Annotated in this window: 22 protein-coding genes; 10 read left to right on the top strand and 12 right to left on the bottom strand. The window is 54.6% G+C overall.

Going from position 1 to position 24,514, the window contains the following annotated elements; genetic code table 11:
- Positions 1-124 precede the first annotated feature (124 nt).
- From ghrB to ED901_RS21285, 10 genes are all read right to left on the bottom strand, one after another.
- Positions 125-1,102 (bottom strand): glyoxylate/hydroxypyruvate reductase GhrB, encoded by a 978-nt coding sequence (gene ghrB, locus ED901_RS21240; RefSeq protein ID WP_056775900.1) that lies wholly within the window; start codon positions 1,100-1,102, stop codon positions 125-127.
- On the bottom strand, positions 1,102-2,394 hold the full coding sequence (locus ED901_RS21245; RefSeq protein WP_122097141.1) for an MFS transporter: 1,293 nt from the start codon (positions 2,392-2,394) through the stop codon (positions 1,102-1,104). Before ED901_RS21245 ends, ghrB begins: the two co-directional genes overlap by 1 nt.
- Positions 2,395-2,416: 22 nt before the next feature.
- Positions 2,417-3,172, bottom strand: coding sequence for a sugar phosphate isomerase/epimerase (locus ED901_RS21250; RefSeq protein WP_122097142.1), 756 nt, complete (start codon positions 3,170-3,172; stop codon positions 2,417-2,419).
- A gap of 213 nt (positions 3,173-3,385) precedes the next feature.
- Positions 3,386-4,420, bottom strand: a complete 1,035-nt coding sequence (locus ED901_RS21255) for a LacI family DNA-binding transcriptional regulator (protein ID WP_122097143.1) — start codon at positions 4,418-4,420, stop codon at positions 3,386-3,388.
- Between the two features lie 67 nt (positions 4,421-4,487).
- Complete coding sequence (locus ED901_RS21260) at positions 4,488-5,774, bottom strand: MFS transporter (protein ID WP_122097144.1); 1,287 nt, start codon at positions 5,772-5,774, stop codon at positions 4,488-4,490.
- Positions 5,775-5,833: 59 nt separating this feature from the next.
- Entirely contained in the window at positions 5,834-7,960 is a 2,127-nt protein-coding gene (locus ED901_RS21265; RefSeq protein WP_122097145.1) for an alpha-galactosidase, read from the bottom strand.
- A gap of 137 nt (positions 7,961-8,097) precedes the next feature.
- The gene (locus tag ED901_RS21270) at positions 8,098-9,108 is read right to left on the bottom strand and encodes a LacI family DNA-binding transcriptional regulator (RefSeq protein WP_056777172.1); all 1,011 of its coding nucleotides are present in this window, start codon (positions 9,106-9,108) and stop codon (positions 8,098-8,100) included.
- A gap of 95 nt (positions 9,109-9,203) precedes the next feature.
- Complete coding sequence (locus ED901_RS21275; protein ID WP_056775889.1) at positions 9,204-9,866, bottom strand: OmpA family lipoprotein; 663 nt, start codon at positions 9,864-9,866, stop codon at positions 9,204-9,206.
- 223 nt (positions 9,867-10,089) lie between these two features.
- Positions 10,090-10,533 (bottom strand): N-acetyltransferase, encoded by a 444-nt coding sequence (locus tag ED901_RS21280; protein WP_122097146.1) that lies wholly within the window; start codon positions 10,531-10,533, stop codon positions 10,090-10,092.
- On the bottom strand, positions 10,530-11,102 hold the full coding sequence (locus ED901_RS21285; protein WP_056775886.1) for a DNA-3-methyladenine glycosylase I: 573 nt from the start codon (positions 11,100-11,102) through the stop codon (positions 10,530-10,532). The genes ED901_RS21280 and ED901_RS21285 overlap by 4 nt, the downstream gene beginning before the upstream one ends.
- Positions 11,103-11,290: 188 nt before the next feature.
- Here ED901_RS21285 and ED901_RS21290 point away from each other — a divergent pair, with 188 nt between their 5' ends.
- The 10 genes from ED901_RS21290 (at position 11,291) to ED901_RS21340 (ending at position 23,192) form a co-directional block, all read left to right on the top strand.
- Positions 11,291-13,291, top strand: a complete 2,001-nt coding sequence (locus ED901_RS21290; protein ID WP_122097147.1) for an autotransporter outer membrane beta-barrel domain-containing protein — start codon at positions 11,291-11,293, stop codon at positions 13,289-13,291.
- 166 nt (positions 13,292-13,457) lie between these two features.
- Positions 13,458-14,372 (top strand): glycine--tRNA ligase subunit alpha, encoded by a 915-nt coding sequence (gene glyQ, locus ED901_RS21295; RefSeq protein ID WP_056775883.1) that lies wholly within the window; start codon positions 13,458-13,460, stop codon positions 14,370-14,372.
- Positions 14,373-14,381: 9 nt separating this feature from the next.
- Positions 14,382-16,451: a glycine--tRNA ligase subunit beta gene (gene glyS / locus ED901_RS21300; protein ID WP_122097148.1), complete on the top strand. Its 2,070-nt coding sequence runs from the start codon at positions 14,382-14,384 to the stop codon at positions 16,449-16,451.
- Between the two features lie 398 nt (positions 16,452-16,849).
- A complete protein-coding gene (locus ED901_RS21305; RefSeq protein WP_056775880.1) occupies positions 16,850-17,572 on the top strand; it encodes a DUF3053 domain-containing protein in 723 nt (240 codons plus the stop codon).
- 326 nt (positions 17,573-17,898) lie between these two features.
- Positions 17,899-18,345: a PTS mannitol transporter subunit IIA gene (gene cmtB / locus ED901_RS21315; protein WP_122097150.1), complete on the top strand. Its 447-nt coding sequence runs from the start codon at positions 17,899-17,901 to the stop codon at positions 18,343-18,345.
- 30 nt (positions 18,346-18,375) lie between these two features.
- Positions 18,376-19,779: a PTS mannitol transporter subunit IICB gene (locus tag ED901_RS21320; protein WP_122097151.1), complete on the top strand. Its 1,404-nt coding sequence runs from the start codon at positions 18,376-18,378 to the stop codon at positions 19,777-19,779.
- A complete protein-coding gene (locus ED901_RS21325) occupies positions 19,776-21,044 on the top strand; it encodes a zinc-binding dehydrogenase (protein WP_122097152.1) in 1,269 nt (422 codons plus the stop codon). The genes ED901_RS21320 and ED901_RS21325 overlap by 4 nt, the downstream gene beginning before the upstream one ends.
- A 42-nt stretch (positions 21,045-21,086) precedes the next feature.
- Complete coding sequence (locus tag ED901_RS21330; RefSeq protein ID WP_122097153.1) at positions 21,087-21,614, top strand: MltR family transcriptional regulator; 528 nt, start codon at positions 21,087-21,089, stop codon at positions 21,612-21,614.
- The gene (locus ED901_RS21335) at positions 21,592-22,311 is read left to right on the top strand and encodes a nucleoside/nucleotide kinase family protein (RefSeq protein WP_122097154.1); all 720 of its coding nucleotides are present in this window, start codon (positions 21,592-21,594) and stop codon (positions 22,309-22,311) included. The genes ED901_RS21330 and ED901_RS21335 overlap by 23 nt, the downstream gene beginning before the upstream one ends.
- 86 nt (positions 22,312-22,397) lie before the next feature.
- Positions 22,398-23,192 (top strand): DsbA family protein, encoded by a 795-nt coding sequence (locus tag ED901_RS21340; protein ID WP_056775870.1) that lies wholly within the window; start codon positions 22,398-22,400, stop codon positions 23,190-23,192.
- A gap of 100 nt (positions 23,193-23,292) precedes the next feature.
- On the opposite strand, the gene nudI is transcribed toward ED901_RS21340, so the two are convergent.
- Positions 23,293-23,718 carry a nucleoside triphosphatase NudI gene (gene nudI / locus ED901_RS21345; RefSeq protein WP_056775869.1) on the bottom strand — a complete coding sequence of 142 codons (426 nt, stop codon included), beginning with the start codon at positions 23,716-23,718 and terminating at the stop codon, positions 23,293-23,295.
- 111 nt (positions 23,719-23,829) lie between these two features.
- A complete protein-coding gene (locus ED901_RS21350; RefSeq protein ID WP_240993994.1) occupies positions 23,830-24,216 on the bottom strand; it encodes a deoxynucleoside kinase in 387 nt (128 codons plus the stop codon).
- Positions 24,217-24,514 lie beyond the last annotated feature (298 nt).

The raw sequence follows: 24,514 nt of genomic DNA on the forward strand, positions 1-24,514 counted from the left end.
TTATCGAAATGTGATGTCCACAATAACGCCTGCGGCAAAGCAGTGCAATCGGACCACCGGGTTTTGAAATGTCCTCCTCTCCCGGACGTGCCGGAAGGGGAGGATCACTGCGAGGCGATGAAACTTACTTCTTCAACACTTCCGGGTTAACGCAGAACTCTTTCACCTCGCCGGTCAGGGCGGCGATCAGGTTATCGACGGCGCAGGCGGCCATGTCGTAACGGGTTTCATGCGTGGCAGAACCGATGTGTGGCAGCGCCACCACGTTTGGCAGGCTCAGCAACGGTGAGTCTTTTGGCAGTGGTTCTGTCTCGAACACGTCCATCCCTGCGCCATAAATCGTCCCGGCTTTCAGGGCTTCAATCAAAGCGGGTTCATCGATAACCGGGCCGCGTCCGGCGCTGATCAGGATCGCGCTGGATTTCATTTTCCCCAGCTCTTCTTTGCCAATCAGATGGAAGGTTTGTTCGGTCATCGGCAGAAGAATACAGACGAAATCAGCGGTTTTCAGCAGCTCATCCAGTTCGCATTTGCGCGCGCCAAACTTCTCTTCCGCTTCTTTATGCTGACTGCGGGCGTTATACAGAATCGGCATGTCGAAACCGAAATGTGCGCGCTGCGCCAGAGCCAGACCGATGCGGCCCATGCCGACGATGCCCATGGTTTTATGGTGTACGTCGGTGCCGAACCAGTCAGGGCCGACGTTATCTGTCCATTCACCGGCTTTCACGCGTTCGGCGACATTCACCACGCGGCGCGCAGTGGAAAGCACCAGCGCCATGACCGTATCCGCCACGGTGTCGGTCAGTGCGGTCGGGGTATGCATCATCGGAATTTCGCGGCGGGTCAGTTCTGCCACGTCGAAATTGTCGTATCCCACGGAAATGGTGGATACCGCACGCAGGCGCGGCGCGTGGTCAAACAGCTCTTTATCAATCTTGCCGCCAGACCCCAGTAACCCTTCGGCATTTTGCAGCGCATCAAACACCGCAGCGCGGTTTTCATCGGTGATGCCATCCACCTCAGTGATAGAAAAGTGCTGTTCGAGACGTTGATGCAGATCGGCGGGCAGTTTTTTGTACAGGACAATAGACGGCTTCATCAATTATTACTCCCTTGGGTTAAGGAAACATCTTCAGGTTTTGTTGCGGCCTGCTGCGGTTTCACCAGCAGGGTCAGGCCTGCGGAGACCAGCAACGACACGGCCATAAAAATAAAAGAGGCGGAAGGGCTGCCGGTATTCCCGTTCAGATAACCAACAAACCACGAACCAAAGAAAGAGCCCAGCGCGCCAAGGCTGTTGATCAGCGCCATCGCGCCACCGGCGACATTTTTAGGCAGCATTTCAGGAATGATGGCGAAGAACGGGCCGTAAGGTGCATACATTGCGGCCGCGGCGATGACCAGCAAACCGTAAGACAGCCAGAAGTTGTGGCTGCCGGTCGCCCAGGAGCCGAAGAACGCCAGCGCACCGACGAGCAGCAGCGGCCAGACAAACAGTTTGCGGTTTTGCATTTTGTCCGAGGCCCATGACACCAGGATCATGGCGAGCGTGGCGGCCAGATAGGGGGCGGAAGATAACCAGCCCGCCTCGACCATGCCCATCTCTTTACCGTCGTGCAGGATCGATGGCAGCCACAGCACAAAGCCGTAGACCCCAATGCTCCAGAAGAAATACTGCAGACACAAAAGAATGACGCTGCGCGAGCGGAAAGCTTCGCGATAACCGCCCACCGCCTGGATCTCTTTTTGCTCTTTTGCCAGCTGCTCGCTCAGGGCTTTTTTCTCCTGCGCGCTCAGCCAGCCGACGTCTTCGGGTTTATCTTTGACGGTAAACCACCAGATAACCGCCCAGATCACAGCCGGAATACCTTCGAAGATAAACATTTCCCGCCAGCCAAACGATTCGATCAGATAGCCGGAAAGTACCGACATCCACAGCACCGTGACCGGATTACCCAGGATCAGAAACGTGTTGGCGCGTGAGCGCTCTGACTTTGTGAACCAGTTGCTGATGTACACCAGCATCGCGGGCATCACCGCGGCTTCGACCACGCCGAGCGCAAAGCGGATGGCGGCCAGCATGGGAATGTTATTCACCACGCCGGTCAGAGAGGCAAACCCGCCCCACAGCAATAAGCACCAGAAAATCAGTTTCTTAACGCTGCGCCTTTCGGCGTAAATGGTGCCGGGGATTTGGAAAAAGAAATAACCCAGGAAAAACAGTGCGCCCAGCAGGGACGACATCCCTTTGGTGATGCCGAGATCATCATTGATACCGGCCGCCGACGCGAAGCTGAAGTTCGAGCGGTCGACATAAGCCAGACTGTAAGTGATGAACACGATCGGCATGATGTACCACCAGCGACGCGGTGCAATCCTGGACTGGTTCATAACGGTTTCTCCTGATGGATCCTCAGTATGTTTTACGCAACAGCTCGACGTAATACCGTGTCACGGCGACCAAATCTTCCCCTTCGAGCGGGAATTCAATGCCGCGCGGCACATCCTGAGGCAGGGCTTTCAGTAACGGGATCCAGCTGCCATCGCTGTCATCGAGTGCCACGGCGTGCCATTTTCCGCCACGCTTTTCTGCCGCTTTGACATGGACGTAACCGACGTGACGCGCCAGCCGTTCAGCTGCCGTTGCCGGATCCTGTCCCACCCACAGCCAGTTCGCCATGTCGAACGTCATATCCAGCGGCAGGTGCAGGGATTCAGCCGCAAACATAAAGGCATTAATGCGCGAAAGTATCCCGCATTCGCTCGACTGGTCATTTTCCACCACCAGCTTCACGGGCTTCGCTGCCAGCAGCACTTTCAGCGGCGTCAGGTCCGCGCCCGGCTCAAACTCGCCGAGTGAGAACTTGATGGTGCGGGCACCTAAAGTATGGGCCTCATCGAAATACTGTTCCGCGTCAGGGTTCAGCTTGCCGCCGGTGTTAAACAGCGCGAAGGGCACGGAATACACCGCGAACAGCCCGTTCTGTTTAATCTTTTCAGCAAGTTGCGCCAGGGCGTTCAGCTCTTCGCCGGTGAAGAGTTCACGGCGGATTTCCACGCCGTCGGCCTTCGCGGCAGCGATGACCGGCAGCAGTTCTGACTGCCCGCCAAGGGCGCGGACGACGCTGTTACCGTAAGCGGCAGTAACGATGACGATCTCTCTTTGCATGACTCTTTGTCCTGTTAAAACGCACCGGAATGCGGTGCCAGCGAGCGTTTAGAAGACATTATCTTAGTGGAACAAATGGCGCTGCGTGTTCTTGTTAATAATTTGTTTCGCTTTATATAACCTAATTGGAACCGGTTCCAATCAAAAGACCCGAAGGTCAGAAACATGATCCCGCTCACGAAGAACGGGAGAGAAAAGGGGAGAAGAAAGCGATCAGCGGCGTGCGGTGGAGGCGCGTGCAATCAGCTCGCCGGAGAATTCGAGGTCTTTGACCGGTGCGGTGCTGCCCTGAATGCGCGTCACCAGCTGACCGAGTGCTGCGACGCCCATCTCATACGTCGGCTGCCTGAACGTGGTGATCCCAACGCCGGCAAGATCAGCCCACACCAGTTCGTCAAAACCTGACAGACCGATGTCCGGCCCCCAGGTGATATCCAGCCTGCGCAGGGCGCGTGCCACCTGTAACGTCAGCGCTCCGTTCACACACATCACCGCTTTATGTTTGTCTGGATGGCGTGCGACAAAATCGCGCAGCAACGTCTCCAGCCCGCCCGTGTTGCTGAGCTCGATTTCGCCCTGTTCGGCGATACATTCTGGCGATTGCTGCATGCGCTGCAAAAAGGCGCGCAGGCGATCCAGGCGGGTATTGACGTTGGCGGGTTCGGTGACGAAAAGCACGGCTTCAAAGCCTTGTTGCAGAAGATGATCGGTCATCATCTGCGTGGCTTCGACGTTGTTCAGTGCAATCACGTCACAGGCAAAATCGGCGACTTTGCGGTCAATCAGCACCATCGGTAAATTGGCCTGTTGCAGCGTAGAGATCGCCGCTTCACGCATCCCGACGGCGTTGACCACCATGCCATCCACGCGGTAGCTGCTGAGTAACTGCAGGTAATGCTTTTCCTGATCGAGCTCGTTATTGGTGTTGCAGACCAGCAACGTCAGCCCTTCCTGACGGCAGGCGGCTTCGACGCCGCGCATCACATCGACAGAATAGGGATTCGTGATATCGGCGAGGATCAGCCCGATCAGACGTGTATGGCCGCTTTTCAGGCTGCGGGCCATCTGGCTGGGCTGATAATCCAGCAGGGAGATCGCCCGTCCGATGCGCTCTTTGAGATCATCGGACAGCAGGTGTTTTTCACCGTTGAGATAACGTGAAACGCTGGTTTTACCGGTTTTTGCTGCACTGGCAACGTCACGTATCGTAGCGCGAACCGCCGCGCCCGGTTCCTGTTTTTTGCTCACAACCTTTCTCCCCTCATGCATATTCCACGGAGACTAGCACAGAGTGTCGAAAGGCTGTAACCGCAAGTCAGCGCAAACCTTCGGCCGTGCGCACGGCCGAAACCGCCTGAGGCTTCGGTCTGCTGCTGAGCGTAAAGGCGGAAATGATCGTCACCGCAAAGGCGATACCGCCGAGGATCAGATAGGTATCGCTGAACCCGATGCGGTCATACAGGCTGCCCGCGAAAGCAGAAAGGAAAATCGCCGCCAGCTGTTTGGCAAAGTTAAACCCGATCAGATAAATAGTCGCCGAGAACCGGACATCAAAAATCTGGGTGATGTATTTGAACACGCCGACCAGCAGGAACGGCACTTCCAGCGCATGCAGCATTTTCAGCACAATCACTTCGGCAGCCGTGGTGGCAAACGAAGAGCCGACGATGCGAATCGACATGATCGTCCCCGCCAGCAACAGCGTATTTTTCGCGCCAATGCGGTTGATGATCCAGGGTGAGCAGAACATGATCAGCGCGTTGCACAATTCCCCGGCGGTGGTCACGTAGCCGAACATTTCCGTGCCCTGCTGCGGCGAGGAGAAGAAGGTTTTGAAGAAGGTGGCGAACTGCTGATCAAATACGTCGTAAACGCAGGCGACACCCACCACGTACAAAATCAACATCCACAGTTTGCGTTCTTTCAGCAGCAATGCCGCCGTTTTCAGCGAGAATTGCGGCTGATTGGCCCCGAGTTTGTCCATCACCTGCGCATTTTTGTTTTCCTGCGGGCGGGAGATCAGCAGCAATACCATCAGAATAACTGCCGCGCCGGAACCCATCCAGAACACGATATCCGGGTTGATGTTAAATAATACGCCAGCGGTGGAAGCGCAAATCCCCCAGCCGAAACAGCCGAACATACGCGCTTTGCCATATTCGAAAGCACTGCTGCGGCTGACCCTTTCGATATAGGCCTCGGTAGCCCCTGAACCGCCCGCGAAGACGAAGCCGATGTACGCACCACCCAGGATTGCGCCCAGCACAATATTGATTTTCAGCAGAGGCGCAAACACGTAAATGAAGAACGGAGCAAACAGAAACAGCAGGACGGCGATGATCCACAACAGGTGTTTTTTCAGGCCAAGTTTGTCAGAAATGATGCCAAAGAACGGCTGAAACAGAATGGCAAACAGCGACATGCTGGAAAACACGATGCCGGTTTCCGTTTTACTCAGGCCGATAACGTCTGACAGCCAGATCGGTAAAAACGGATAACAGGTCGCCATAATGAAGAAATAGAGGAAGAAATAGCTGCCAAATATCCAGAAGTTAGTATTTTTTTTATAGAAGCAACGATCGGAAGTTTGTGTAGGGTTCATAGTGATTTCCTTGCCGAAACCATGAAAACCGGCACTGTCGTACCGGCGTTTTTTTGTTGTTATCTGATTTCTTCGAAGCCCAGAAGCAGAGCGCTTTCCGGATCCAGCACCGGCAGCGTCAGCCCGGCATTCGCCAGCCATTCACCGCTCAATGCCACAGATGCATGCAGCCACGCCGGTTGCACCCGCATGGTGTGACCGCTGCCGCCACCCGCCAGCAGCGCCGGTTCGTCCAGCACCGTCACGCGATAGCGGGCATCGGTTTTCAGCCCTGGCACGCGTAACACACCGGGTAATGACCAGGTCGGCATCGCCAACTGGCTGACCAGAAACACGGCGCGATCTTTGTTTTCGCTGACCACGCCGTTAATCAGCACCGTTTCATCCTGCGTATCCACGCGGTAAACGTCGCCGCTGTGCAGTAACGGGCGAAGCTGCTGATGAAGGCGGGTGTATTTCGCAAAACCGGCGCGTTCGGCTTCGCCTTCTTTCACCGGATCCAGCTCAATGCCCATGTGGCCAAACAGCGCCGTCAGGCCGCGGAATTCAATGCTGTGCTGGCGCGACGTGGCGTGGCACAGTTTGTTGCCGATGTGCGAGCCCATCACTTCCGGCGGGAAGAAATAGCTCATGCCGCGCTGAATTTTCTGCCGTTCCAGCGCATCGTTGTTGTCGGATGTCCAGAAACGGTGGCTGCGTTTGAGCACTTCAAAATCAATGCGGCCACCGCCGGACGCGCAGGATTCAAATTCAATCTGCGGGAAACGTTCGCCCAGCACGTCGAGCAGGCGGTAGAACTGCCGGGTTTGCGTGGTCAGCGCTGCGCGGCCTTCGTGGCCCGGCTGAACGATTTCACGGTTCATGTCCCACTTTACGTAATCCACATCGTGTTCACCGAGCAGCCAGCTCATGCGTTCCACCAGATAATCAAAGACCTGCGGATTGTTCAGATCGAGCACGAACTGATGGCGTCCGCTCGGTTGCTGATACCCCGGCAAGGCCAGCAGCCAGTCGGGATGGGCGCGGTATAAATCGGAATCCGGATTAATCATCTCCGGCTCGACCCAGATACCAAATTCCATGCCGAGTTGTTTGACGTGGTCGATCACCGGTTTCAGGCCGTTCGGGTATTTCTTCTCATCGAGATACCAGTCGCCGAGCGCCGCGCGATCGTGGTCGCGCCCTTTGAACCAGCCGTCGTCGATAATGAAGCGTTCAACGCCCAACGCGGCGGATTGTGTCGCCATCTGCATGATGTAGTCGGGATCGTGATCGAAATAAATCCCTTCCCAGGTATTGAGGTGCACCGGTCGCGGTTTGTCGCCGGGGAAACGCAAAATATCTTCACGCACGAAGCGGTGAAACTGCTGACTCATGCGGTTAAGCCCGGCAGCAGAATAGCTGGCGTACAGCCACGGCGTTTCCAGTGTTTCACCCTGTTCAAGACGCTGTTCGCCCGGCAGATACAGCGCTTCGGCCTGGACCAGACGGCGACCGTCGATTTTGATGTCGGCACGCAGGCGGTGGTTACCGCTCCAGCCGAGATGTATTCCCCAGACTTCGCCCTGTTCCTCGCTAAACCCCGGATGACCGATCATCATCGCCGGGAAATATTCGGAAGAGGTTTTCCCGCGGCGGTTCTCCTGAATGATGCCGCCGTGATCGAGCAGCGTGCGGTGCGGCTGGAACTCTTTGATCCAGCGGCCATGAAACGCCATCACTTCGGCGGCGCGCTCCGGCAGCGGCAGCGTGACGGCCAGCCGCGTCACCTGATAGGTGCCGGGTTTCAGGCTGGTCAGCGCATTGCGCATCTGCAATACGCCGCTGTCACCGAGGCGCAGTTCGCTGCGAAACTGCAAACCTGCGATGGCGTCTTCGGTGGTAATGATCAGCTGATTTCCCTGCTGTTTCACGTCCGTGGTATCGAATACCGGCGACCAGTCCAGCCCGTCGCGATGGCCTTCCACGCCCGGCGTACCAAACGAGCCCCGGCCTGAATCGGCGCTGAAATTCACCGGTGCTTCCACATCAATACGGCCATTGGGTACGGCGCGGGCGAGGGAAATGACGTCGTCTGCCGAAAACTGGCTCAGGCGGTTTCCCCAGTAGAGGATTTCAGCGAACGGCGCACAACGGACGATCAGGCTGCTGTGTTCGCTGGTTAAATGGACGATCGGGTTTTCCATAGTGTCACTACTCCACAGGGTAATTTGCAGCGATAAAACGTTATCTGGTGGAGTAACTATTGATCCGAAACGTTTCGGATGGGAAATGTGATGGTGCAAATTTGTGATATAGGGTGGAAAAATAACCGAAAGGGGAATTATTGACGCGGTGGATGTGCGGTGACGCCCGCCTGCAATTCTGGTTGCCAGAGCACCTGCAAACCGCTCACCGGTTCGTTACGGATCAGTGCCATTGTCATGCCGGCGATTTGCAGGCCGACCGCTTCCCGGGTGCCCTGACGGATGGCGGTGACCGCCACGTCTGGCAGGCTGTCAGAGGGTAAACCGTCATAGATAATCAGTGATACGCCGCCGTTAAGCAGCAATCCGGCTTCGTACAACGCCAGCGCCGCGCCTTCACCGTGCATATTGCAGTCACAGACAATCGCCGTCGGCGGCAGCGGCAGGGCCAGCAACGCCTGCGTTGCCTGATATCCGGCCCGGCGGCTTGGGCTGACTTTGTTCACGTACCCGTCGTAAAGCGGCAGTTTGTGTGCCAGAAGCCCGTCGAGATAGCCCTGATGACGCTGGCCGATAAACGACTGCTGATTATTTTCGCCGAGAAACGCGATGCGCTGATGCCCAAGCGTGGCGAGGTGATCGACCGCCATTTGCATGCCAGCGCGGTTATCGAAATCGAACCAGGCGTAATCCTGCGTCAGGCAACGGCTGCGCCCGAGCGCCAGAAACGGAAAGTTGCGCTGCTGCAAATCCAGCAGGCGCGGATCATCATCCAGCGTATGGGCGACCAGCATGGCGTCCACGCGTTTACTTTCAATCAGGCGTCGCCACGAAAACGTGCCCAGTTCATCCGGCACCAGCAGCAGATCAATTTCATATTTCGCGAGTTCGCGGGTGATACAGCCCACCATTTCGACAAAGGCTGAATTGCTTAACGGATGTGAAGTGAAGGGGAAAATGAGGCCAACAGCATCGATCTTGCCCATTTTTAACCGGCGGGCGAGGGTGTTGGGCCGGTAGCCGCGTAAATCCGCCGCTGCCTGTACCCGCGCTTTAGTGTCCGCTGAAACATCGTCGTAACCGTTCAGCGCACGGCTGACGGTGGTCACAGACAGACCGAGATCTTTCGCGATAGCTTTCAGAGACATACTGGCATCCGTTACGCAGGTGAGAACGCCAGAATAACACAGGATGCATAAAAACGGGGCCATCTGGCCCCGGCGTTATACGGCAGGTGAAGCCGTTACTGCAACGGGCTGAGGGTGATCTCAACGCGACGGTTCTGCGCTTTACCGGCTTCAGTGCTGTTGCTGGCAATCGGATTATCCGGGCCTGCACCGGTGGTACGAACGCGGCTGCCATCAACGCCCTGGGTGATCAACGCACTGCCGACGCCGTCAGCACGTTGCTGTGACAGCTTCATGTTGAGCGCGCGCGTGCCGGTGCTGTCGGTGTAACCCACGACGTTCACGGCTGTTTTCGGATACTCTTTCAGTACCATCGCCACGCCGGTCAGCGTATTCGCGCCCGCCGGTTTCAGCGTGCTGCTGTTGGTATCGAAGGTCACGTTGTTTGGCATGTTCAGCACGATATTATCGCCCTGACGCGTCACGCTGACGCCGGTGCCTTTCATTTTGTCGCGCAGTTTAGATTCCTGCACATCCATGTAATAACCCGCGCCGCCGCCCAGCGCAGCACCTGCTGCGGCACCGATAAGGGCGCCTTTGCCGCGATCGTGTTTAGAAGATGAAAGCATCCCCACGCCTGCGCCCAGAGCTGCACCCAGCCCTGCGCCGATGCCGGATTTTCCTGCTTCTGATTCGCCGGTGTACGGATTGGTGGTACAGGCTGACAGGCCCATCGTGACGCAAAGTACGCCAGCAACCACAAGTAATCTTTTGCTCATCTTTTTTCCCTTTAAGGATGTTTTTTATTTAGAAACTGACCGCTGCATTATGACTGCCGGGTTTCTGGTAAGTTGCACAGAAAAAGGTGTCAAAACATAAACAAATGCAACGGGCGGACATCCGCCCTGCGGCGTTCTGGCGCCATTTATGCGCAATTTCGTGACGTTAAGCAGTAGGAGAATTCCGGTTATCCGTTTTTGTCTTTTAAGGGATTTTGGGAAATTATTCGAAAAGGGGCTGATGCCAGCGCAGAACCCAGGTCGGAAGACCGGTTCCGGGATGAACCGTGTCGTTGACCACTAAGAAATCTTCTTTGCGATAGAACGCCACGGCGCGGTGATTTTGCTGATAAACCTCGAGAAGCAAAAGCGGATAATGTTTTTTGACCACGTCCATTAATTGCTGCGCGATGCCCTTACCGTACACGCGTTCATCCACAAACAGCGCGCCGATAAACTGCTGATTTAAGACGCCGATAAAGCCATTGATCCCACCGTCTTCGGCGGTCGAAACCCAGGTTTGAGCCTGTGGCAGAAACGTCTCGCGCACCATCGGCAAACTTTCGTACCAGTAAGACGCCTCAATAAACGGGTGTGCCGCCACCGTACTGCGCAGCCACAGATGCATAATCGCTTCGGTGTCGGCTGGTACTGAGCGGCGGATCATGCGGGTTGATTTTTCGGATGACAGAAACAATAAGCCTGATGATCGTTCACCAGCCCGGCGGCCTGCATAAACGCGTAGCAGATGGTCGAACCGGTAAACTTGAACCCTTTCTTTTTCAGCGCTTTAGACATGGCATCTGACACGGCGGTGGTTGCCGGTACGCCTTCAGGCCCGAGAGGATTATTGATGACCGGTTGATGATCAACAAAGCGCCAGATGAAGTCTGAAAAATCTTCGCCGCTGGCCTGCATGGCTAAATAAATCTGTGCATTCAGGATGATCGCTTTGATTTTTCCGCGATGGCGCACAATTCCGGCGTCGAGCACCAGGCGCTCAACATCCTCATCGGTCATTTTGGCAATGCGCACCGGATCGAAATGGTGGAAGTTCTGGCGGTAGTTTTCGCGCTTTCTCAGGATGGTGATCCACGAGAGCCCTGCCTGCTGGCCTTCGAGGCACAACATTTCAAACAGCTCACGGCCATCTTTGACCGGCACGCCCCATTCTTTATCGTGATATTCGAGATAAATCGGTTCTTTTGAAACCCAGCTACAACGGGTGGTCGCCATTCTTTTGTCCTTAGAAGAAGCCTGAATACGTCGGCCAGTGTGTGGCTTCTCGGATAACTCTGCAACGTCGCAATTTCTCATGCTCCGGCTTGACGCTGGTCGGATCTGAACAATATTTAAAGCCATTCATGACTCAATCCTTACATTTCAGGGATGAGAACCGCTCATTTTTTGAGGAAGCGACGACAATGACAGGCAGAAAAACCGCCGCATTATGGCTGACACAAAGCGCATTCGCCGTCGCGCTGTGCCTGGGTTTACAGGCTCCGGTGCAGGCTTACGATCAACTTTATGTCTTCGGCGACAGCCTGAGTGACACCGGCAATAATGGACGCTGGACCTTCGACAGCAGTTCGCATCCGCTTTATGACGAAATCCTCGCCAACAATATCGGCACGACGCTGACACCTTCTGCCAAAGGCGGCCTGAACTATGCCCAAGGCGGCGGCGTCGCGGTGCCGGGGCTGGACTCTGATGACACCACGCAGGATCAGGTCAAAAGCTATCTGGCCTCGACCGGCGGCAAAGCCGATCCGAAAGGGCTGTATATTCACTGGATTGGCGGCAACGATCTGGCCGCCGCGGCGCTCAGCCTGAACCCGATCACGGCAGTGGAGATTGCCACCAACAGCGCCACGCAGGCGGCTTCTCAGGTCAATGATTTACTCAAAGCCGGAGCCGGAGCGGTCGTGGTGCCGACGGTGCCCAATATCGGTCTGACGCCGGTGCTGATGGAAGGCGTGATTCAGGTTGGCTTGCTGCCGGTGCAGCAACAGGCGCTGGCAGCGGCCTATCAGTACCTGAATGCGCAAAACACACCGAATACGGATGCCCGCACCGAGGCGATTCACAACGCACTGGCGGCAGCGGCGGCGGAAGGCTCGGGGATCCCGCTGGTGCAGGACGTCATCGCCAAAGGGCTGGCAGCGGCCTATGACGCGCTGAAAGACGTGGCGGGCGGCCTGACCGAGACGTACAACACCACTGAAGATATCGCGCTGGCCAGAACCGGCGGCAATATTGCACGCGTGGATATCAACGGGCTGTTCAATGAAGTGGTCGCCGATCCGGCGCTGTACGGTTTCGCAAATACCGCCGGGACCGCCTGTCCGGTGGGCACTTCAGCCTCAGAATGTACCTCCAGCCTGCCGGGTTTTGACGCCAGCAAAGCGTTTCTGTTCTCTGACCATTTCCACCCGACACCGCAGGCACATGCGCTGATCGCCGAGTACATGCAGTCCGTGATCAACGGCCCGCTGGAGGTCACCGCGCTGAATCAGGGTTCGCTGGCGCTGGCGCGCAATACGCAGGGATTGCTCGACAGCCGCTATCAGCAGTTACGCACGCAGGAGAATGACGCCGGGACTTTCGGTATGTTTGGCGGTTACGCCGGGCAAAGCGCCGACAGCAAAATCAATCCGTCGCTGGGCGAGGGCGATCTCACCTCTAACTCGCTCAATATCGGGATGGATTATCAGATGACCGATCGCTGGATGATGGGGCTGATGATTTCCGGTTCAGACGATAAACAGGATCCGACGGACCATTACAGCTACCGCACGCGCGGCTGGATGGCGACAGCCTTTACCGGCGTGAAAATCGCCGAAAATGGCTGGATCAACGGCGATGTGCATTACGGCTCGCTGAATTACGATGATATCAACCGCAGCATCAAACTCGGACCCACCACCCGTACCGAGCGCGGTGAAACGGACGGCAAGCAGATTGGCGGACGCGTCACCGCAGGCTGGGATTTTCCGATTTTACCGGTGCTGAAAACCGGCCCGGTGGCGCAATACAGCTGGGATTACAGCAGCATTGAGGGATACAGCGAGAAGGGCAACAACAGCACTTCTATGCGCTTTGGTGACCAGACGTCTCACTCGCAAATCGGCGCGCTGGGCTGGCGCCTGAACGCAGATCTGGGGATCGTGAATCCGTATGCGCAGGTGACCTATGACCGTCAGTTTGGCGATGACACTTACACCGCCACCGGCGCGATCAAATCCACCCGCACCCGGTTCAGCCGCACCACCGGCGAACAGGACAACGACTGGGTCGATATGACGGTCGGGGCGAACGTCCAGATAACCCACAGCGTCTCGGCTTTTGCGGCGATTTCCCAAACCACCGGCCTGGATTCCGGCGAACAAACGTCTTACAACGCCGGGATCAGTGCCCGGTTTTAACCACGAAAGGGGCGCAGAGCCCCTTTTACTTTCCAAAAATGCGCGCCAAAACCTAAACACTCCCTCTCGGTAACGCTCACTCGCCTGATTCTGGCTGATTATCTTCCGTTCAGCGGGTATACTGTCGGACTCTCTTTAAACCCACTTTCTCGCGTGCGAATCCAACATGCAAAAGTTTGATACCAAGACATTTCAGGGCCTGATCCTGACACTGCAAGATTATTGGGCGCAGCAGGGCTGCACCATTGTTCAACCGCTGGATATGGAAGTCGGCGCGGGTACTTCGCATCCGATGACCAGCCTGCGCGCACTCGGCCCGGAGCCTTTTGCGGCAGCCTATGTTCAGCCCTCACGCCGTCCGACGGATGGCCGCTACGGCGAAAACCCAAACCGCCTGCAGCACTATTATCAGTTCCAGGTGATGATCAAACCTTCACCGGAAAACATTCAGGAGCTGTACCTCGGCTCGCTGAAAGAGCTGGGCCTCGACCCGCTGATCCACGATATTCGCTTCGTTGAAGACAACTGGGAAAACCCGACGCTCGGCGCCTGGGGTCTTGGCTGGGAAGTGTGGCTGAACGGCATGGAAGTGACGCAGTTCACTTACTTCCAGCAGGTTGGCGGCCTGGAATGTAAACCGGTGACCGGTGAAATCACTTACGGTCTGGAACGTCTGGCGATGTACATCCAGGGCGTGGACAGCGTTTACGATCTGGTCTGGAGCAACGGTCCGCTGGGCAAAACCACCTACGGCGACGTGTTCCATCAGAACGAAGTGGAGCAATCCACCTATAACTTCGAATACGCCGACGTTGATTTCCTGTTCTCCTGCTTCGAACAGCACGAGAAAGAAGCGCAAACCCTGCTGGCGCTTGAAAAGCCACTGGCGCTGCCTGCTTACGAGCGCATCCTGAAAGCGGCCCATTGCTTCAACCTGCTCGACGCGCGTAAAGCGATTTCTGTGACTGAACGTCAGCGCTACATTCTGCGCATCCGTACCCTGACTAAAGCGGTAGCTGAGGCGTATTACGCTTCCCGCGAAGTGCTGGGCTTCCCGATGTGCAAAAAGAACGAGAAGTGAGATAAGTCCATGACTGAAAAAACATTTCTGGTGGAAATCGGCACGGAAGAACTGCCACCGAAGGCTCTGCGCAGCCTTGCTGAATCTTTTGCAGCCAACCTGACTGCGGAGCTGGATGCGGCGAATCTGCCACACGGCGACGTAAAATGGTTTGCCGCGCCGCGCCGCCTGGCGCTGAAAGTCTCCGGTCTGCATGAATCTCAGGCTGACCGCGAAGTTGAAAAACGCGGCCCGGCTGTGGCGCAGGCGTTTGATGCCGAAGGCAAACCGAGCAAAGCCGCTGAAGGCTGGGCTCGCGGTTGCGGTATCACCGTTGATCAGGCCGATCGTCTGGTCACCGACAAAGGTGAATGGCTGGTGTACCGTGCGCACGTCAAAGGCGAAAGCGCGCAACAGCTGCTGCCTGCGATGATCGCAACGTCACTGTCCAAACTGCCTATTCCTAAACTGATGCGCTGGGGCGATTCCGACGTGCAGTTTGTGCGTCCGGTTCACACCGTGACTCTGCTGTTAGGCGATGAACTGATCCCGGCGAAAATCCTCGGTATCGATTCTGCCCGCACGATCCGCGGTCACCGCTTCATGGGCGAACCTGAATTCACCCTCGACAACGCCGATCAGTATCCGCAAATTCTGCTGGAACGCGGCAAAGTCATTGCTGATTACGAACAGCGTAAAGCGCTGATCAAACAGGATGCGGAGAAAGCGGCGAAAGAGATTGGCGGCATCGCCGATCTGAGTGAAAGCCTGCTGGAAGAAGTGGCGTCTCTGGTGGAATGGCCGGTGGTGCTGACCGCGAAATTCGAAGAGAAATTCCTGGCGGTACCGGCTGAAGCGCTGGTTTACACCATGAAAGGCGACCAGAAGTATTTCCCGGTGTACGACGCTGCGGGCAAACTTCTGCCGAACTTTATCTTTGTGGCCAACATCGAATCGAAAGATCCGCAGCAAATCATTTCCGGTAACGAGAAAGTGGTGCGTCCGCGTCTGGCCGATGCCGAATTCTTCTTCAATACCGACCGCAAAAAACGTCTCGAAGATAACCTGCCGCGTCTGGAAACCGTACTGTTCCAGAAACAGCTGGGTACGCTGCGTGACAAAACCGACCGTATTCAGGCGCTGTCTGGCTGGATCGCCGATAAAATCGGTGCCAACGTTGAGAACGCCAAACGCGCGGGCCTGCTGTCAAAATGCGACCTGATGACCAACATGGTCTTCGAATTCACCGACACGCAGGGCGTGATGGGCATGCACTATGCGCGTCACGACGGCGAGCAGGAAGAAGTCGCGGTTGCGCTGAACGAACAGTATCAGCCACGCTTTGCGGGCGACGAGTTACCGGCTTCGCTGGTGGCGTGCGCGCTGGCTATCGCAGACAAGATGGACACCCTGGCCGGTATTTTCGGCATCGGTCAGCATCCGAAAGGCGACAAAGACCCGTTTGCACTGCGTCGTGCCGCGCTCGGTGTTCTGCGTATCATCGTTGAGAAAAACCTGTCACTCGACCTGCAAACCCTGACCGAAGAAGCGGTGCGCCTGTACGGCGACAAGCTGACTAACGCCAAGGTTGTCGATGAAGTGGTTGATTTCATGCTCGGTCGTTTCCGCGCGTGGTATCAGGAAGAAGGTCACGCGGTCGATACCATTCAGGCCGTGCTGGCACGCCGTCCGACCAAACCGGCAGATTTCGATGCCCGTGTGAAAGCGGTGAGTTACTTCCGTACGCTGGACGAAGCGGCAACGCTGGCTGCGGCCAACAAACGCGTATCCAACATTCTGGCGAAATCCACCGACGTTCTGCTGGATCACGTTCACGCCTCCGTGCTGAAAGAACCTGCTGAGCTGAAACTGGCGACGCATCTGGTGGTGCTGCGCGACAAGCTGGAACCGCTGTTTGCCGCTGGTCAGTACAAAGATGCGTTGGTGGAACTGGCTGCGCTGCGCGAAACCGTGGATACGTTCTTTGACACCGTCATGGTGATGGATGAGAACGAAGCGGTGCGTATCAACCGTCTGACATTGCTGTCTAAACTGCGGGAGTTGTTCCTGCAGGTAGCGGATATTTCGCTGCTTCAGTAAGCCGGTGACTTTGTAAATTAAGGTTGCGGGCGTCGGCCCACGCCGACCAGAGGGAGAATAAACGTTCTCCCTCTGGACTCCCCGCTCTTTTCACTGCGCGCTACGCGATGCCCTCATTTCAGGTGTCGAGCCTCACGTCTCGAACCCTTCATTCGGTGCCATTTTTAAGCACGCCAATCCACACCTTTTAAAAATAAAACCATTCTGCTTGTGAATTAAAAAGCCCCCGGCGTTGCTCCTGACCTTGAACTTGAACGTTAAGTTGAATTTAACGTTTTTACAGGCTTTTTTAAAAAGCGTTCTCCCCCCAATTGTTCTATCCTATAACCCGCATGGAATGCACAGCATCGGCAGGGAACTGGCCGGAAGAAGAACATTGAAATCAGGAGTCAGGACTCATGGCTGTAGGGATCAGAAGCGGTGCATTTTCTCGCTGGCTGGCGCCGTTTATCGCACTGCTGGTCGTTTTCCAGCTCACGGCATGTGGCGATAAAGAACCGGAACAACGCAAAGCCTTTATCGATTATTTGCAAAATACCGTGATGCGCAGCGGGCAAAACCTGCCATCGCTGAGCGAAGATCAGAAACAACGTTTTGGTAATTACGCGAATGACTACGGCATTATTTTGTCATTCTCCCGTCAGATGAAAGGCGCTGTTGATGGCAGCTTCGTGCCAGTGGTCAACGCAATCGGTCAGGTGCGCACACCGCAGGATTACATGACGCAACGCGGTGCGCTGCAACAGGCGGCCGGTACGCTGAGCCTGCTCAATGCACAGCTGCGTGACTCGAAAGTGAAAGCCGATACCGCGATGGCTGCACTGAAACAGCCGGACGATCTGAAAGCGGTTTACAGCCAGGTGTACAGCACCGTAGTGACGCAACCCGCTAACGTGCTGACCCCGCTGGTACCTGCGCTGCAAAGCTTCACGCAGGATATCGTCTCTGTCGGTGATTACCTGCAACAGCAGGGCGCTCAAGTGGCATTCGCCAACGGCGGCGTGCAGTTCCCGACGCAACAGCAGGCGACGCAGTACAACACCATGATGTCGAATCTGGTGGGCAAACAGCAGACATTGCTTGAGGCGCAGAAAGTCGCGCAGGGCGATTTCAGCCGCTAAGCCGGTAAAAAACGATTTATGTTAAGCCACGCGATGTCTGCGTGGCTTTTTTATTGTCTGGAGTGAATGCAATCAGGTGAATCAGATCTCCATCACAAATTAAGACAATAATATAAAAATGAATTCTGTGAATTAATTCACAATTAGCCTGTTGCGTTAAATCCTTATTTATGAAAATGACGTTATTCGTGTGATCTTGGTTAGGTTTTATTATCGCCATGACAGTTTTTATAATGTCGGTCACAAATCCTTGCCGGTTTGATTAAATCCATTTCAAAGAATATGCTCATGAAAGTAAATAATCATCGATAAAATAAGGATGAGTCATGTCGTCATTAATGGATTTTTTCGAACGTGAAAGTATCGCGATATATTCTTGCGCTGAAAACTGGTCTGAGGCGATAGATTTATCGATGGGAAATCTTCTGCAAAGAAAATATATTACGCCGGACTATATTCAGGCGATTAAAGAGACTACCTGTGAAATCGGCCCTTATTATTTGCTCGCCCCTGGTATTGCCATGCCCCATGCAAGGCCGGAGTGCGGTGCGTTAGGTACGGCGCTGAGCCTGACATTGCTGCGCGAAGGCGTCAGCTTTGATGCTGAAAGCCCGCCGGTTCGTTTGCTTATCGGATTAGCCGCGAAAGATTCTGATTCACATATTGAGGCAATTCAGGCGTTAAGTGAAATGCTTTGCGAAGATGAAGTTATTGATGAATTACTCAATGCAAATAATTCAGAGGAATTAATTAATATCATTCAGCGTTATTAGTTTTATCCTAACATCACACAGGATTTTAATATGGCTAATAAATCTATGCGCGCAAGAGTGCAGGCTTTTGGCGGCTTTCTGACGGCAATGGTTATTCCCAATATAGGCGCATTTATTGCCTGGGGTTTTATTACCGCGTTATTTATACCCACCGGCTGGACCCCTGATCCGCACTTTGGTCAGCTTGTCGGCCCGATGATCACCTATTTATTGCCGCTGATGATTGGCTCAACCGGCGGCCATTTAATTGGCGGAAAGCGCGGTGCGGTAATGGGCGGGATCGGCACCATGGGCGTCATTGTCGGGGCTGATATTCCGATGTTCATCGGCGCAATGGTGATGGGGCCGCTGGGGGGATATGTCATCAAAGTCGTCGATAAGGCGCTCGAGAAGCGCATTCCGGCGGGCTTTGAAATGGTCATCAATAATTTCTCCCTCGGCATTCTCGGCATGTTGCTGTGCCTGCTGGCCTATGAAGTGATCGGCCCGGCGGTAATGGCCGCCAATAACGTGGTGAAAGAGGGCATTGAGGCGCTGGTGGCGACCGGTTATCTGCCGTTGCTGTCAGTGATTAATGAACCGGCCAAAGTGCTGTTTCTGAATAATGCGATAGATCAGGGCGTTTACTATCCGCTGGGCATGCAGGACACCGCCGTCGCCGGAAAATCGATTTATTTCATGGTGGCCTCCAATCCCGGCCCCGGTCTGGGCATTTTGCTGGCGTTTTCCCTGTTCGGCAAAGGGCTGAGTAAGAAGTCAGCACCCGGCGCGATGATCATTCATTTTCTCGGTGGCATCCACGAACTGTATTTCCCGTATGTGCTGATGAAACCGCTGATGATTATCGCCATGATTGCGGGCGGCATGACCGGCATTTATGTGTTCGAACTGTTTGGCGCGGGGCTGGTGGCGGGGCCAAGCCCTGGCTCTATCTTTGCCTATCTGGCGCTGACGCCGCGCGGGGGCTTTCTGGGAACCTGCGCCGGCGTGCTGGCCGGTACGGTCGTCTCTTTTGTCGTCGCCTCGGCCATCCTTAAACTGGATAAATCGCCTGCGGAAGACACGTTTGCAGATTCTCAGGCCGCCAGTAAAAAGCGTAAAGCTGAAGGTAAAAATACGGTGCACCCGGTCACCGGCAATATCCGTCTGATTGCGTTTGTCTGTGATGCGGGAATGGGATCGAGTGCGATGGGCGCGACAACGTTTCGCAAAAAGCTGCAAAAAGCCGGTTATGAAATCGAAGTGAAGCACTACTCCATCGAAAACATTCCGGCCGACGCCGACATTATTGTCACCCATGCCAGCCTCGAAGGCCGTGCGCAGCGGGTGACCGATCAGCCATTGATCCTGATAAAAAACTATCTCGGCGACCCGGCGCTTGATGCGTTGTTTGCCGATATCACTTCCCCGGTTCAGCAAGGAGCAACAGCATGAAAACCAACGTCGCCGCCATTTACGGAAAAAAAGATGTGAGACTGCGTGAGTTTGAATTGCCGGACATCACCGATGACGAATTGCTGGTGAGCGTCGTCTCGGACAGCGTTTGCCTCTCGACCTACAAAGCGGCATTGCTGGGCGGCGAACATAAACGTGTGCCGGAGGATATCGCCGAACATCCGGCCATCACGGGGCACGAATGTGCGGGTGTGATTGTGCAGGTGGGCAAAAATCTCAGAAACCGGTTTGAAGTGGGAAAACGCTTCGTGCTGCAACCGGCGATGGGGCTGCCGAGTGGCTATTCCGCCGGTTACAGCTACGAAACCTTTGGCGGCAATGCGACGTACATGATCATCCCGAAACTGGCTATCGATATGGGCTGTGTTCTGCCGTACGAAAGCCGATATTTCGCCGCTGCGTCGCTCGCCGAGCCGATGTGCTGCATCATCGGCGCATATCACGCCAGTTATCACACCACGCAATATGTGTATGAGCATCAGATGGGCATCAAAGCGGGGGGGAATCTGGCGCTGCTGGCGTGCGCGGGGCCGATGGGCATTGGCGCGATTGATTATGCGATCAACGGCGACGTGCGCCCGGCGCGGGTTGTGGTGGTGGATATCGACGAGCAACGGCTGGCGCGCGCAGAACAGCTTTTACCGGTGGCGATGGCGGCAGAAAAAGGCATCGAGCTGGTGTATATCAACAGCAAAACGTTGCCAGATCCGGTGGCGGCTTTGCGCGAAATGACCGGCGGCGCAGGCTTTGATGATGTATTTGTGTACGCGGCGGTGGCGGAAGTGATTGAACTGGGGGATGCGCTGCTGGGCGAAGACGGTTGCCTGAACTTCTTTGCCGGGCCGACCGACAAAAATTTCAGCGTTCCCTTCAATTTCTACAACGTTCACTACGGTTCGACGCATATTGTCGGCACGTCCGGCGGCTCGACCGGCGACATGGAGGAGGCGCTGGCGCTGACGGCGGCAGGGCGTATTCAGCCATCCTATATGATCACGCATATCGGCGGTCTGGATGCCGTTCCCGACACGGTGCTCAATCTGCCGCATATTCCTGGCGGTAAAAAGCTTATTTATAACGGCATTTCCCTGCCGCTGACCGCCATTGACGATTTTGCAGAATTAGGCAAAACCGATCCGCTGTTTGCCCGGCTGGCGCAGGAGGTCGCACCGACGCACGGTGTCTGGAATGAACAGGCGGAACGCGTACTGCTCAGCCACTTTGGTGTTTCCACCGGGCTGTAATATCATCGATTCTCCTCATTAAAAACGATGGTTAAGGGAAGGATGACTGGATTAACTGAAGATCAGGTGCTGGAGACGCTTTCCGCCCGGACGAACCTCAATGATTTTCTGAATGCCGCGAACGCTATTTTACTCAGCGGCATTAAACAGTTCCTTCCTCATCTCTTCATCAATAATGACGAGGATATTCGCGAATTTGCCGTCAGGCCGTTGCTCGCCAAATCAGGCCCGCTCGACAGCATAGATGTTTCCCTGCGGCTGATTTATGCCCTGGGGAAAATCAAAAAATCCGTCTATGCCGATATTTTGCTGTTTTCTCAACTGGATGAGCATCTCAACGCGCAGGCGGGGATCGTCGAATTTCATGACGACACCGCGTATGAATTCGTTAAGAACTTACGTTGCGTAACGGATAACCCGCTGATGTTTCAGTCGATTGAGAAAATGAAATATGCCGGTTTTGAGATCTTCAATACTGCGCGCTATGGCGGTCTGGTGAAAACGGCGTTGTCGCTGGCCGTGACGGATTTACTCAAGGAACTGACCTATGAACGTGACGCTGACCATTAACGGGCTGATCACGCAGGCGTTTTTCCCACAGCACGATATCGGGCAGTTACATCTTCCCCTTTTACAGCGTTTTTCCGCGCAGCAACGTCAGTTACATCGCCCGCTGATTGTGTTTCTGGTGGCACCGCCCGGAACCGGTAAATCGACGCTTTCGGCGTTCTGGCAAACGCTTTCCACGGAGACGGCAGGATTAGTGCCGGTCCAGACCTTGCCGATGGACGGTTTCCATCGCCGCAATGCCTGGCTGGAAGCGCATCAATTACGTCAGAAAAAAGGCGCCGCGGAGACATTTGATGTGGATAAATTGCGCGATGCCCTGATCGACTTACGCACGCCGGGCAGTCGCTGGCCGGAGTACAGCCGGACGCTTCATGAACCGGTCGAAGACGCGATTCATGTCACCGCGCCGGTGCTGATTGTGGAAGGAAACTGGCTGTTGCTCAAAGATGAAGGCTGGCGGGAACTGGCCTCATATTGCGATCTGAGTATTTTTATTCATGCCAGCCCGGACGACCTTCGCGGGCGGCTGATCGACCGTAAAATTCGGGGCGGCCTTACGCCGCAGCAGGCCGGTGATTTTTATGCTGCCACTGACGGGCCGAATGTGACGCGGGTGCTGCAAGACAGCAGGCAGGCGGACATCATGCTGGAGATGACGTCAGACGGCAGCTATCACGTGCAGGTTTATAAAAAATGACAATTTTTAGCCTGCAAAGCCGGTGGAATTCCTCTACTTTTGAAGGCAACTGTCCCTTTTTCCCGTATTCACTTTAAGGATGTTTAATGAAACGTCAGACGATGACTTTGCTGGCTTCCCTGATACTGGCTCCGACGCTGGCAACGGCTGCCGACAGCGCAACCGCCGATTTCACCCCTGCACAGCAGGCCGCCATTGGTAAAATTGCAGCGGATTACCTGCTGCAACACCCGGAAATTCTGGTGCAGGTCAGCCAGAAGCTTCAGGCGCAACAGGCCGATCAGCAGCAGGAACAAACCCTGAGCGCGGTACTGGCAAACGCCAAAACCCTGACCAGCGATCCGGCGACGCCAAGCTATGGCCCGAAAGACGCGAAAGTCGCGTTTGTCGAATTCTTCGATTATCAGTGCCTGTACTGTAGCCGTATGGCACCGGTGGTTGAACAGACCGTGAAAGCGAACCCGAATGTGCGTTTCGTCTTCAAAGAGTGGCCAATCTTCGGTGACCGCTGGAAACCTTCCATCACGGCCGCTGAAACCGGTATGGCCGTGTGGAAAGAGAAGGGCGCGCAGGCGTATTTCGATTATCACAACAGCATTTACCGCACCGGTCATGACGAAGGCAAACTGACCGATGCGGATATCGCAGGCGCAGTGAAAGCGGCAAAAGCCACACTGCCGACCGAGGCACAACGTAAAGCCACGCACGAAGCCATCGCCGCTAACGACGAACTGGCCCGTACGCTGGGCTTCAGCGGCACGCCAGGTTTTGTCGTGATGCCAGTCAGCGGTGCCACCGCAGAAAACACCACCGTGCTGCCAGGCGCTGTATCAGCCGACGATTTACAGGCAGCCATTGTGAAGGCGCAGGGCGGGAAGTAAGACATTAAACCCGGCGTCGCAAGGCGTCGGGTTTTCCCGCACTGACATTAATTAAAAAAATGAACAGCTATTTCTGGCTATAACCTCGAAAGGCACCTCTTTAAATGATGCCTTTTTGGGTAAAAGTGACCCGGGTCGCCTCATTTAAATCCATATCTTTCATTAATTCAGGAAGTACCCAGATGACTTCCTGAAATTCTTCATTGAACGTAATATTACGATTTCCACTTACACAGTCGAATATAAGATAAATCATGTAAATTTCTTCGGTCGTGCCATCCGGGTAAGTTTTTATTCGGGTATCATCACGAAAAGCCCATGGCTTAATGTCAGTGATAATAAGTTCCTCTCCTAACTCCTCCATGATTTCGCGCCTGAGAGCGAGTTCAATGGTTTCGTCAGGTTCTAGCCCTCCACCAGGCAGAGCCCATTGCCCAGGAAAAACCCCGCGATCATTGGCCATTTTACAAAGTAGAAACTCTCCTTCATTTTGTATTACAGGGCACACAATTATTCTCTGGCGCATTATTTCTCCTTAATAACATTGCTTTTTGAAAAACTTTATCAGAAAAGATGTCAATTTCATTAGGAAATTCTTCTGGCCGGACTCCATGTATTTCGTCGTTATGGAGATAAATCAGTGAATATTCCACGGGGTAATATATGCCTCATATTGTGTTTTGCTGATACATTCAGCCTTAAACATAAAATTAATAAAGATGTGATCCTCAAGGCGGGAGCGTTCCATGACCAGATTGAATCCCTTATCCACCCATGACTTTATAATTAGCGCGCGCTGTATCATGAAATTAAGCCGGATAAGATAACCGTAGTTTGCCGTATCTTCTAAAAGATAAGGAAGGAGAGAATGGTGAACGCTTTTTCCGTCTATAACGCTTGTATGCGAATCTTCCTTAAACAAACACGCAGATAACCTCTTCAGAAAGGTGCTTTTCCCTACTCCCCCCCTGTAATTTTCTTTCAACACCCCTCCCGTAAACTCATTTCTGCGCGGTTCGGACACGTCTGAATGCTTTTTAAGCGAAATACACAAGTTCGTCGAAAAATACTTTGTGACGAATATCACGTTTTAATGATAAAGACTCGTTAACAAATGGTGACTCAAGTCACATTTTTAGCGGTGGCAAGCTTAAATTATCGCCACTGTAGCCGGGTTACAGGGTGTTTTTGTGACGGTGATCACCAAAAGGCGGGGGGTGGTGAGGGTATACGTGTGATCTGCATCACGGGATGTCGGGTGGGTACGCGGGGCCTATAATCACGTGGTAGAGTCCGCCTCGCAGACAGCAATTCGACGGACG

Origin of the sequence: Rahnella sp. Larv3_ips (genome assembly GCF_003697865.1) — a bacterium.
Lineage (GTDB): Bacteria > Pseudomonadota > Gammaproteobacteria > Enterobacterales > Enterobacteriaceae > Rahnella > Rahnella rivi.